7 protein-coding genes and 1 pseudogene are annotated in these 12,743 nt (G+C 65.2%); 7 read left to right on the top strand and 1 reads right to left on the bottom strand.

Features of this window, described 5'->3' with window-relative positions; all coding sequences use genetic code 11:
• From BMW75_RS29455 to BMW75_RS15130, 4 genes and pseudogenes are all read left to right on the top strand, one after another.
• A pseudogene (locus tag BMW75_RS29455) lies at nt 1–590 on the top strand (type VI secretion system tip protein VgrG); the annotation flags it as partial.
• Between the two features lie 86 nt (nt 591–676).
• The gene (locus BMW75_RS15140; protein ID WP_254792021.1) at nt 677–5,572 is read left to right on the top strand and encodes an RHS repeat-associated core domain-containing protein; all 4,896 of its coding nucleotides are present in this window, start codon (nt 677–679) and stop codon (nt 5,570–5,572) included.
• 5 nt (nt 5,573–5,577) lie between these two features.
• On the top strand, nt 5,578–5,964 hold the full coding sequence (locus tag BMW75_RS29970; protein WP_092580395.1) for an Imm50 family immunity protein: 387 nt from the start codon (nt 5,578–5,580) through the stop codon (nt 5,962–5,964).
• Nucleotides 5,965–6,194: 230 nt separating this feature from the next.
• The gene (locus BMW75_RS15130) at nt 6,195–6,470 is read left to right on the top strand and encodes a hypothetical protein (RefSeq protein WP_254792020.1); all 276 of its coding nucleotides are present in this window, start codon (nt 6,195–6,197) and stop codon (nt 6,468–6,470) included.
• A gap of 202 nt (nt 6,471–6,672) precedes the next feature.
• On the opposite strand, the gene BMW75_RS15125 is transcribed toward BMW75_RS15130, so the two are convergent.
• On the bottom strand, nt 6,673–8,298 hold the full coding sequence (locus BMW75_RS15125; RefSeq protein ID WP_092580391.1) for a GMC family oxidoreductase: 1,626 nt from the start codon (nt 8,296–8,298) through the stop codon (nt 6,673–6,675).
• Nucleotides 8,299–8,545: 247 nt separating this feature from the next.
• On the opposite strand from BMW75_RS15125, the gene BMW75_RS15120 reads away from it, so the two are divergent.
• From BMW75_RS15120 to nirD, 3 genes are all read left to right on the top strand, one after another.
• Complete coding sequence (locus tag BMW75_RS15120; protein WP_092580389.1) at nt 8,546–9,478, top strand: LysR family transcriptional regulator; 933 nt, start codon at nt 8,546–8,548, stop codon at nt 9,476–9,478.
• A gap of 341 nt (nt 9,479–9,819) precedes the next feature.
• The gene (gene nirB, locus BMW75_RS15115) at nt 9,820–12,381 is read left to right on the top strand and encodes a nitrite reductase large subunit NirB (RefSeq protein ID WP_092580387.1); all 2,562 of its coding nucleotides are present in this window, start codon (nt 9,820–9,822) and stop codon (nt 12,379–12,381) included.
• The gene (nirD, locus tag BMW75_RS15110; protein ID WP_092580385.1) at nt 12,381–12,731 is read left to right on the top strand and encodes a nitrite reductase small subunit NirD; all 351 of its coding nucleotides are present in this window, start codon (nt 12,381–12,383) and stop codon (nt 12,729–12,731) included. The genes nirB and nirD overlap by 1 nt, the downstream gene beginning before the upstream one ends.
• Nucleotides 12,732–12,743 lie beyond the last annotated feature (12 nt).

Raw genomic sequence — 12,743 nt, 5'->3', positions numbered from 1 at the left:
GTGGCGCGTACAAGGTGCATTCGGCGGGAGCACGGTTCACCGGACCCAAGAGCCAGGCCGGGACGTTTCCGGATGAGCCCAAGCCATCCAAGGGGAACCTGGAATTGTTCAACAGGTATCTCAGCGGCCTGGGCATTGCGAACGCGCCGTTCGAGGTCGAGGACGCCATGGGGCGCCGCATCAAAGGCACGCTCGACGGGCAGGGATTCGCCGCGGTGACGGGCGCTGCGCCCGGGCCCGCGAGCGTCAGTTTCGGCAAGGACCCGAACGACCCCTGGGCCGAAAGCAGCTTCATGGGCGCCAAGCCGTGGCCGGCCCGCGCGGTGGGCGTGATACCGGCCCCGGTCCAGGCGTTGGCGCGAACCTTGCATGCCACGGCCAACGCCCGCGCCAACGCGGTACAGGACGCGAGACAGGTGGTGCGAGCCATCGGCGCACTCGCTCGCCACCTGGATGACACAGTGCACGCGGAGACCTCAGCCCCATTGCGCACGCCTGGCGCAAGCCCAGCGAAAGAGATATTGCCCGGTTCCGCGCCCGAGCTCGAACAGCCGCCGACGCCCGCCTTGGCCAAGTCGCTCAGCGGCTGACGCCGCGCCTCACCGATAAGCCCCCCATCCATAGCGCATCACGCCCTTGTCGCGGAACCACCTCGCCTACTTGTGAGACAGCCCTCATGACCCCTCCTCCCGGCACACCGAGTGCCTCCCGCCTTCCCCCGAACTACACGCCGCAAGAGTGGGACACCGTCATCGGAACACCATGGCAAACCATCTCCCAAGGATGGGATTACGGTGTGCACGAAATGCGCAGCCTCGCGAATTCCGAGGCCGGCAAGACTGGCTTGCAGGCGGCGCGATTTTTGATGATCGGCGCAGTGGCGGCAAGCGTGGTCGTCGCACCGCGCAACACCATCGAGGTGCGGGACGTCCAGGAAGGCGCGGCTGCGTTCGACGCCTGGCTGCGCAGCATCAGCGACAACTGGATCACCCTGGAACGGCTGACCCAAGTCGCCAGCGCGATTCCGGTCATCACCAACATCATGGCGCTTGTCGATGTCGCCAACGACGTCACCCAGATGCTGACGCGGCAGGAAGTGATGGTGCTCGACTGGGTTGGACTAGGCATCGACCTGATCGGTGTCGTGCCGGCGGCGGTAGGCTACGGAATGATACGCAGCAGTCTGCGCGCCGCATTGCACAGCGCCCGCCAGGAATTGATGACCCGCGGCATGGCGGGCGTCAGCCAGGTCCTGATCACCACGCTGGAAAACAACTTGAGCGCCAGCTTCAGGGGTGACCTGCAAACGTTTCTTCAAGGCACGATTGCCCGGCTCAACGATATCCTCGCCGCCGCGGCCGACACGGGCGAGCGGATCGTCCATAGCCTGGGCGATGGCCTGATCCGGCTGGCGAACGGCGAGTTTGGCGCCGCCGAGGACTATCGGGCAGCCGACCAGAAACTGCAGGCGCTGATGAACGACGGCTCGGTCAGCACCTTGGGGATGTTCACTCACCCCAATCTGTGGAGCGCGCTTGGCAGCCTCGCGTCCGGCGTCGTGAAGGATGGCGCGGGGCGAGGCGGCCAACTGGTCATGTCCGAGTCCTTCCGTCTGAATGTGTTGGAGATCGGCGCGCAGCTAAAGCGTCTTGCACCCCGGATCAAGACGCAGATCCTCAAGCTGACGGACGCGGGGACCCAGCAGAGTATCGGCTGGATGCTCGCGCAGCTTGTGCAGGCCATGGCCGCAAGAAAGCGTCTGGGAGGTTCTCGCTCGGCCAACGTGCGTCCCGACCAAACCAGCCAGGCGGCGCGCCAGACGAGCGGCGCTGAGACCGACGCCATCCGGCGCCAGGCCCCGGCCAAGGCGGACCCCAAGCCGGGCAGCGGTTGCGGCTCGTGCAACAGCATCACGTTCGCGCGCGGGGCCGAAACCCTCACCCATACCGATTTGGTGCTGCCCGGCCCGTTCGAATTGCGATGGGCGCGCACGTACCGCTCCGACCTGAATGCGTATGACGCGGGCCCGATAGGCGCGCGCTGGATCAACGAATTCACGACCCGCTTCGATGTGGTGTCCGGGCCCCTGGACGCAGATGCCTTGCGCTACCACGGCGCAGATGGGCGCAGCCATGACTATCCTTTGCCCCTGCCAGGACAGTCCCATTACGACCCGATCGAAAATCTGACACTGGTCAGAACGTCGGCCGACGAGGTGCGATTGGCCCAGGGGTATCGCCGCACCGAGACGTACCGCCGCCACGGACCGGGCTTCAGGCTGATACATATCGAGCTGCGGGGCGGCGCGCGCGTCTCGTTGCACTACGAACACGAGGTCCACGGCCGCCAGCTTCTCTCTGACCTGGTCACCTACCAGGACGACGAAGCGCTTCAGCATGTCGGCCTGGAAAGCGACCAAGCCGGCCGAATCGCCGCGCTTTGGCAGATTGCCGACGGCAAGCGCCAGCGGCAACTGGCGCGTTATGAGTACGGCGAGGCCGGCGACCTGACGCTCGCCCAAGACGCGCATGGCGCGCAATGGCATTACCAGTACCGGCATCACCTGTTGACCCGCTACACCGACCGCACCCAACGCGGCATCAACCTGGAATGGGACGGCGATGGCCCCAACGCCCGCGCCATCCACGAATGGGCGGACGACGGCACTTTCGCGTTGCGGCTGGAATGGTCAAGCCAGATCCGGCAGACCACGGTGACCGATGCGCTGGGCCACCGCACGCGCTACTACTACGACATCCTCGGCTATCCCTACCGCATCGTGCATCCGGACGGCCTGTCGGAGTGGTTCTATCGTGATGAGGCGAAGAACCTCACGCAACACGTGCATCCTGATGGCAGCATCGACCGCTACGACTACGATGACCGCGGCAACCTGCTGAAACACATCCGGCCCGACGGCAGCACCGAACATTACGCCTACGACGACCAGGACCAGCTCTACAAGATCCGCGACGCCGAAGGCGGCCTGTGGCAACGCGATTACAGCCCGCGCGGCTACTTGACCGAAGCCACCGATCCGCTGGGAAACAAGACCGAATATGCCTATGACGCGGCGGGCAATCCCGTCGCGATCCGGGACGCTCGGGGTGGCGAGAAACTGCTGGCCTACAACGCCGCGGGACTGCTCACGCAGTACACGGATTGCTCGGGCAAGCGCAGCGCCTGGGTGTATGACGACCTCGGCCAATTGCGTGAATACACCGATGCGGCGGGCAACGTCACCCGCTACGGGTATGAGGCCGGGCACCTGGCTCACGTCACGCACCCCGACCAGACGGTCGAACACTTCGAGCGCGACGCCGAGGGGCGTTTGCTGGCCCACATCTACGCGCTGGGCCGGCGTACGCAATGGACGTACAACGGCGCGGGGCTCCTCGCCCAGCGCCTGGACGCGGCGGGGCGGACGCTCCAATACGAATGGGACAAGCTGGGTCGGCTTACGGCGCTCTCCAACGAGAACGACCGGCAGGCGAGATTCGTCTATGACCCGGCCGGGAGACTGCTCGAGGAGCGAGGCTTCGATGATCTGGCCACCCGATATCGCTACGACGCGGACAGCGGCACGTTGCTGTCTGCGCAGGATGGCGACCGGGTCATCGAGTTCACGTTCGACGCACTGGGGCGCGTGACCCAACGTTTGGCGCGGCCGTATGCGCCGTCAGCGCAAGCGGCGGCGCGTACGTCGGCGCAGACGGCCACGCAAACGTCAGCACCCGCGTCCACACGCTCAGCACCGGTTCGCGTCGAGGCGCAGACAGAGCGGTACGCCTACGACGGCAACGGCCGCCTGATCCTCGCCGAGAACGCCGCCTGCCGGCTCCAATGGTTCCACGACGCCGCCGGCAACCTGATCCGCGAACATCAGCACTATCTGGCCCTGGCGCAGCCAGTCGTGGCGGTCTGGAAGCACGAGTACGACGAACTGAACCAACGCATCGCCACGCGCCGCCCGGACGGTCATCGCGTCAACGTGCTGACCTATGGTTCTGGCCACGTCCACGGCCTGATGTTCGACGACCATGAGCTCGTCAGCATCGAACGCGACGACCTGCACCGCGAGACCACGCGCATACAAGGCAATGGCCTGGCGCAGACGCAATCGTGGGACGCGCTGGGCCGGTTGAATGCGCAGAGCATCGCGCGGGGCGCGCAGCGCCTGATCCACCGCGGCTACCGCTACGATGCGGCGGGCCAGTTGGAAGCAATCCAGGACAGCCGCCGCGGCCCCTTGGCGTATCGCTATGACCCGGTGGGACGTCTACTCGAAGCCACCAGCAGCCTGGGCAAGGAAACCTTCGCCTTTGACCCGGCCAACAATCTCCTCGACCCGTCCAGCGACCCGGCGCACGCCAGCACCCTCGGCATGGCCGGCCCCGTCTACACCTACCGCCAGCGCTCCGCGCGCCTGGACAACCTGCTGCGCGAATACGCGGGCACCCACTACACCTACGACCCGCGCGGCAACCTCGTTGAAAAGCTGCACAACGGCCAACGTGCGCGCCTGCAGTGGGACCTTTTCAATCGCCTGACGGGCTACAGCAACGACCGCCTGCAAGTGAGCTACCAGCACGACGCGCTGGGCCGCCGCCTGCTCAAGCAGTCCGAAGCGCACTGGCGCGAACGGCCTGGCATGACACCCGCGCAGCGCCAGGAAGAGCAAGCCCGCGTGAACCGCGCGATGGGCTGCTGCACGACGCTATTCGGCTGGGATGGCGACACCCTGGCATGGGAAGGCGCCGACAATCAGACCACGCACTACCTTTACGAACCCGGCAGCTTCGTGCCGCTTGTCCAGGCAATCAGCCGCAAGCCCGTGCTGCTGCATCAGCAACCGGCTTACGCGGATGCCTATGACATCGATCAGGACCCGCTATGGACAACCTCGCCCGACCCGGACCCGGTGGATGCCATGGCCTGGTATCACTGCGATCACCTTGGCACACCCCAGGAACTGACCGACGCGCAAGGCGAGATAGTTTGGAGCACGCACTACCAAGCGTGGGGTTTAGCAAAAGAAGCCACCACGGAAGCTGCCCGCGTGGCCGGAATCCGTAATCCGATCCGATTCCAGGGGCAATATCTAGACCCGGAAACGGGCCTGCACTACAACCGGCATCGGTACTATGATCCCCAGATCGGACGGTTCATTGCGAAGGATCCGATCGGGTTTGCGGGTGGGCTGAATGTTTATCAGTATGCGGATAACCCGGTGGGGTGGGTTGATCCGTTGGGGCTGGCAGGTCGTAGCGGTGCTTTTAGGAACGCGAAAAGGGATGCTGGGATTCCAATGTCACAGCAACCTGATTCGATTGTTCGTGTACCGATGACTACCAGGGGCTGCCAAGTTATGTGCGGAAATAAACCCATCCTGACCCGCGAATATCAGTATCGACGATCTGATGGCAGTGTCGTTGTGATTCAGGATCATGGCGCCGGTCACGATTTCGGCGCCGAGGGTATAGGGAATCAGGGCCCGCATTTCAACGTTAGGCCAATCAGCAACACTCGAACCGGTTCGGTTGACGGAACCTTTTCTCACTATCCCTATTAAAGAAAATGCATTCGGATAAATTTTTCCTGCAAAATTGCGAAGGACTACGCCGTATATATGGGTACCTTCCTACATTTTCTGAGGTAAACCTCCATAAATTGCAGCTGGATTGGAATGGACCAACTGCGTCACTAACGTTGGATTTGCAGGAATTTCCCGATAATCCGCCTTTGAAATGGTCAAAGTTCAACACAATTCAAGTTGAGCTTTCGATTTCCCCTCTAACCTCTGTTCAACTTAGTAAATTTGGAACTGGGAATAAGTGTAGCTTTGCAATTTCTTCAAGTGACAACCAAGACCTCGAAATTGTTTTGCACGGAGAGACGGAAGCGAGGCTGAGGGGCAAGTCAGCGTGGATATGTAAGATTTCCGCCTATCTTAATAACGGATAGGGGCAACCCGTTCCCTGGCATTCGCTTCCGCATGCACGGGCCCTGAACAATCCTATTCACATTAGCAAACTGGAGCTCAACGATCACGGCGCGGTATCTTTAAATCCCAATGAGACTCACATTGGCATTCGAAACCCCCGCGATTTCCCCACTGTCAGAGGAAGGCCGCACGGATCATGAGTTATGAATACAGATTAGTATTTCCCGATAGCACCTCTGCAAATCGCGCAATGGAAGCATTGATGGCTTCTGCGGCCTGCGTCGGTGCGCAGTGCGATCGAGTCCTACTTAAAGACCGACAACTGAATACCTTGGCCGAGTATGACATTCGGCTTACCAAGGAAGGACAAAATTCGCTCTGGCTGGAAGTCAATTTTAGATCGGTCGACCTGCTTCTCTTGCTTGAGACGACGTTTGCCGGTTTATCAGTTCAGTGCTTTGAAGACGGCGATCCACAGGACGAGGTCACGCTCGAATCCGCTCTGCGCATTAACGCGGGCACGTAAAGTCGGCAACCGTTGAACCGCCCTGGATTTCGCCGGGATGCGCTGGGGCCATTGCCTGCTCGAATAGTCGAGGCGGCCCGTTGCTACCGCCCCCCGGCACACCGGCACCGACAGAGGAATAGCGGAAACGCGCGAATCGTCTGTTGGGCTGCACCGCCCTTCCGGCCTTTTGAACAAGGCTCCGCTTCCGGGAATTACCGCATTAACCCCGCCCCCCTCCCGCCTCTTCCCCAATCATCTCCGCCGCCCGCTCCGCGATCATGATTGTCGGGGAGTTGGTGTTCCCCGACGTGATCAGCGGCATGATCGACGCGTCGGCGATGCGCAGTCCCTGCAGGCCGTGGACCCGCAGCCGCGCGTCCACCACGGCCCCGCCGTCCGGGTCCCGTCCCATGGCGCAGGTGCCGACGGGATGGAAGATGGTGGTGCCGATCTTGCCGGCGGCCTGGCGTAGTTCAGCTTCGGTCTGGAAAGCCGGGCCCGGCAGCCACTCCTGCGGCTGGTAACGCTGCAGGGCGGGCGCGGCGGCGATGCGGCGCACCAGGCGGATGGAGTCCGCCGCGACGCGCAGGTCTTCTTCGGTGCTCAGGTAGTTGGGGCGGATAACGGGTGCTTCGCTGCCCTGCTGGCCCGCAGGCCCTTGCGCATGGACGCTGCCGCGCGAGGTGGGGCGCAGATTGCAGACGCTGGCGGTGAAGGCGTCGAAACCATGCAGGGGCTCGCCGAATGCGCCCAATGACAGCGGCTGCACGTGGAATTCGACGTTGGCGCGGTCCTGGCCAGGATCGGATTTGGCGAATGCGCCCAACTGCGATGGCGCCATGCTCATGGGGCCGCTGCGGCTTACGAGGTATTCCAGCCCGATGCCCGCCCTGCCCAGCCACGTGGACGCGATGCGGTTCAGCGTCTTGACGCCGTTCACCTTGATGATGACCCGCAACTGCAGGTGGTCTTGCAGGTTCTCCCCCACGCCCGGCAAGGCGTGGCGCAAGATGATGCCGCTTTCGCGCAGGCGCGCGGGTTCGCCGATGCCCGAGACCTCGAGCAGGTGGGGCGAGTTCACCGCGCCGGCGGCCAGCACGACCTCGCGCCGCGCGCGCAGCGACAAGGCGCGGCCGCCGCGGTTGACGCGCACGCCGACGCAGCGCTTGGCATCGAATTCAAGCTGTTCGGCCAGGGCGCCGGTCATGACGTGCAGGTTCGGGCGCCTGCGCACCGGACGCAGGAAGGCCTTGGAGGTATTCCAGCGCCAGCCGCTGCGCTGGTTGACCTCGAAGTAGCCGGTACCGAAGTTGTCGCCGCGATTGAAGTCGGGCACGCGCGGAATGCCTTCCTGTTCGGCCGCGGCGGCGAAGGCTTCCAGGATGTCCCAGCGCAGGCGCTGGGATTCCACGCGCCACTCCCCGCCCGCGCCGTGGAATTCGTCCGCGCCGCGGTGGTAGTCCTCGCTGCGCTTGAAGACCGGCAGGACCTGCTCCCAACTCCAGGCCGGGTCGCCCGACAGCGCGGCCCAGTCCTCGTAGTCCTGCTTCTGGCCGCGCATGTAGATCATGCCGTTGATCGACGAGCATCCACCCAGCACGCGGCCGCGCGGATAGATGAGGGACCGGCCGCCAAGCCCCGGTTCCTCGGCCGTGCGGTACATCCAGTCGGTGCGCGGGTTGCCGATGCAATGCAGATAGCCGACGGGGATATGGATCCAGTGGTAGTTGTCGCGCCCGCCGGCCTCCAGCAGCAGCACCTGCACGGCGGGATCGCGGCTCAGCCGGTTGGCCAGCACGCAGCCGGCCGAGCCCGCGCCCACGATGATGTAGTCGTATGTCTCCATAAGCTCTTCTTATCTAGTCGCGGGCCTGTCCAGGGCGTCCGCGCGGTGAGCTGGCCCCGGCTGCGGCGCCGGGCGCGCAGCGGGAATCTGCCATGACTCTGGCGCAGCCTGTCGCGGCTGTCCAATGAAATGTTGAAAAGCACTTTATAAGCGCCTTTAATAATGCTTGACTGCCAGGGCTCAATGCCAAGGCTCGATTCCCCAAGGCTCAATTGCCTTCCCCCGCTGCCCCTTACCAAAACACGCCATGGACCTGAAGCACATCCGCACGTTCGCCGCCGTTGCGCGCGAAGGCAACCTGACGCGGGCGGCCGAGCACCTGCACCTGACCCAGCCCGCGTTGAGCCTGCAACTCAAGAACTTCCAGGAGTCGCTGGACCTGACGCTTTTTTCGCGCACGGCCCAGGGCTTGGCGCCCAACGCGGACGGGCGGGCGCTGCTGCCGCCGGCGCTGCGGGTGCTGGACGCCCTGGACGATTTCCAGCGCGCCATTGGCGCCCTGCGCGACACCGTCCAGGGCGAACTGCGGATGGGCACCATCCTGGATCCCGAGTTTCTGCGGCTGGGCGCCACGCTGCAATACCTGGTTGAGCACTATCCCAAGATCCGCCCGACGCTGCGCCACGGGATGTCGGGATCGGTCGGCCGCCAGGTGCGCGCCGGCGAACTGGACGTGGGCTTTTTCCTGGGTCCGCAGGCGCCGGAAGGCAGGTCACGGGGCGGCCATCCACGGGACAGCCAGCCGCGGGACGGCCACCCGCCGGGGCTGCATGCGCAGCCGCTGGCCTCGTTCGCCTATTACGTGGTCGCGCCCAAGGGCTGGAGCGCGCAAGTCGCGGGCCGGGGTTGGGCTGACATCGCGGCGCTGCCCTGGATCTGGACGCCGCCCGACTCCGTGCACCATCGCCTGCTGTCCGACAAGTTCGGCGCGCTGGGGATCGCGCCCCATGCGGTGGCCGAGGTGGACCAAGAGGCCTCGATGCTGGACCTGGTGCGCTCGGGTGTTGGGCTGTCCCTGGCGCGGGACGCCATTGCGCTGCGGGAATCGCAGGCCAGCGGCCTGCAACTGGTGAAGGGGCTGTCGATCCAGGCCGAGCTCTCGTTCATCACGCAAGCCTCGCGCCGCGAGGACCCGCTGGTTGCCGCCGCGTTTGCGGCTGTACAGGCGGCGTTTGCCTGAAACCGGCCGCCACGGCGGCCCGCCGTGATGTTGCGGTGCGCCAAACGGGTGCAGGCCGCACGCGGATATGCACCGATACGAAGCATCCGAGCGGGCCGCGGCCGCCGCCGCGCAAGGGGCTTTGAGGGGCTGCTGCCCCCGTCCTTCCCTATGAATCGCAAGGGAAACCTGGCCGCAATATCGCCTTTCGACATTCCTGGCATGGACTTTGCTTGATATGTCGTGTGCGGGTGCGAACCCGCCAAGACAATTCGAGCAGTACCGGCAATGGCGCCCCGACCGCAAGGTCCAGGGCGCCTTTTGTCTTCTGAAAACCGACATCCAAGCCCCGGGGAAATCCCATGAATGCAGCGGCCATATCCGATTCCTTGCAGACGCTGATTGTCATCGGCAACGGCATGGTGGGCCATCATTGCGTCGAGCAATTGATCGCCCGCGGCGCCCTCGAGCGCTATCGCATCACCGTTTTCGGCGAAGAGACCCGCCGCGCCTACGACCGCGTCCACCTGTCCGAATACCTCAACGGCCGCGACGCCGAATCCATGGCGCTGGGCGAGGCTTCGCTCTATGAACAGGAGGGCGTGAGCCTGCGCCTGGGCGAACCCGTGCTGGAGATCGACCGCCACGCGCAGGAGGTCATCACCGCCAATGGCCGCACCTCCTATGACAAGCTGGTGCTGGCGACGGGCTCCTATCCCTTCGTGCCGCCGATCGCGGGCGCCGAGGGCACGTCGCGGCTGGTGTACCGCAGCATCGACGACCTGGACCTGATCCGCGAGGCGGCCAGCGGGGCACGGCGCGGCGTGGTCGTGGGCGGCGGTCTGCTGGGACTGGAAGCGGCCAATGCGCTCAAGTCGCTGAACCTGGAGGCGCACGTCGTGGAATTCGCGCCGCGCCTGATGCCCGTGCAACTGGACGACGCCGGCGGCGCGGCGCTCAAGGCGCGCATCGAGGCGCTGGGCGTGGGCGTGCATCTGTCGCGCGCCACCCAGGACATCAAGCCCGGCACGCAGTACCGCTACCGCATGCGCTTTGCCGAAGGCGCGCCGCTGGATACCGACCTGATCGTATTTTCGGCCGGCATCCGCCCGCAGGTGTTCCTGGCGCGCAAGGCCGGGCTGGCGCTGGCCGAGCGCGGCGGCGTCGCCATCGACGAGCGCTGCCTCACCAGCGACGCCAACATCTACGCCATCGGCGAATGCGCGTCGTGGAACGGCACCATCTTCGGCCTGGTCGCGCCGGGCTACCAGATGGCGCGCATCGTCGCCGCCGAGCTGTGCGGCGCGCCCGAGCAGCCCTTCTCGGGCGCGGACATGTCCACCAAGCTCAAACTGCTGGGCGCGGACGTCGGTTCGATCGGCGACGCGCACGGCGCGACGCCCGGCTCGCGCAGCTACCGCTACATCGACGAGGCCGGTTCCAGCTACCGCCGCCTGGTCGTCTCCGGCGACGGCAAGCGCGTGCTGGGCGCGGTCCTGGTGGGCGACAACAGCTACTACGACACCCTGCTGCAATACGCACAGAACGGCATCGCGCCGCCCGCGGACCCGTCCAGCCTGATCCTGCCGCAAGGCCAGGGCGCGCCGCTGCTGGGCGTGGACGCGTTGCCCGCCACCGCCACCATCTGCTCCTGCCACAACGTCAGCAAGGGCGCCGTCTGCGACGCCATCGACGGCGGCTGTACGGACCTGGGCAGCGTCAAGGCCTGCACCAAGGCGGCCTCGGGCTGCGGCGGCTGCGCCGGCCTGCTCAAGCAGGTGGTCGAACACGAACTCGCCAGCCGCGGCGTCGCGGTGGACAAGAGCCTGTGCGAACACTTCGCCTATACACGCCAGGAGCTATACGCGATCGTGCGCGTGGGCGGTATCGAGACCTTCGAGGAACTGCTGGCCAGCCACGGTCGCGGCCACGTGGGCTGCGAGATCTGCAAACCCGCCGTGGGCTCGATCCTGGCGTCCTGCTGGAACCGCCCCATCCAGGACCCGCATCTGGTGCCGCTGCAGGACACCAACGACACCTTCATGGCCAACATGCAGAAGAACGGCACCTATTCGGTCGTGCCGCGCATGCCCGCCGGCGAGGTCACGCCCGACGGCCTGATCGCGATCGGCGCCGTGGCCAAGAAGTACAAGCTGTACGTCAAGGTCACCGGCGGCCAGCGCATCGACCTCTTCGGCGCGCAATTGCACGAGTTGCCTTCCATCTGGTCGGAACTGATCGCCGCGGGCTTTGAGACCGGCCATGCCTACGGCAAGTCCACGCGCACCGTGAAGTCTTGCGTCGGCAGCACGTGGTGCCGCTACGGCGTGCAGGACAGCGTGAAGATGGCGCTGGACATCGAGCATCGCTACAAGGGCCTGCGCGCGCCCCACAAGCTGAAGTTCGCCGTGTCCGGCTGCACCCGCGAATGCGCCGAGGCGCAAAGCAAGGACATCGGCGTGATCGCCACCGAAAACGGGTGGAACCTGTACGTGTGTGGCAACGGCGGCATGCGTCCGCGCCACGCCGAACTGTTCGCCACCGACCTGGACGACGCCACCCTTATCCGCTACATCGACCGCCTGCTGATGTTTTACATCCGCACCGCCGACAAGCTGCAGCGCACGTCCGTGTGGCGCGAATCGCTGGAAGGCGGCCTGGACTACCTGAAGCAGGTCGTGATCGAGGACAGCCTGGGCCTGGCCGCCGAACTGGAGGCGCAGATGCAACTGGTGGTGGACCGCTACGAATGCGAATGGGCCAACGCCCTGAGCGACCCGGAAAAGCTCAAGCGCTTCCGCACCTTCGTCAACGACAGCCAGGGCGACCCCGACATCCAGTTCGTGCAGGAACGCGGCCAGCCCCGGCCGGCCCCGGCGCGCGCCGCCCAGCGCGTCATCCCGATTGCCGAGGAGATTGCCTGATGTCCGCACACAACGCTGAAACGCAGGCCTGGCGCCACGCCTGCCACCGCCAGGACCTGGTGGCCAACTCCGGCGTCGTCACGCTGGTGGACGGCGCCCAGGTCGCCCTGTTCTACCTGCCGGACGCCGAAGGCCAGACCCTTTACGCCGTGTCCAACCGCGATCCGAAATCCGGCGCCAACGTCATCGGCCGGGGCATCGTCGGCCAGCTCGCCGGCGACGTGGTCGTGGCGTCTCCCCTCTATAAGCAGCACTTCCGCCTGGCGGACGGGAGCTGCGTGCAGTACCCGGACCAACGCCTGCGGACGTGGCAGGCGCGCTTTAACGGCGACGCGGTGGAAATCGCCTGACGGGCGCCACCG

Source organism: Achromobacter sp. NFACC18-2 (genome assembly GCF_900108985.1).
GTDB lineage: Bacteria > Pseudomonadota > Gammaproteobacteria > Burkholderiales > Burkholderiaceae_B > Achromobacter.
This window is presented reverse-complemented; position numbering and strand designations above follow the sequence as displayed.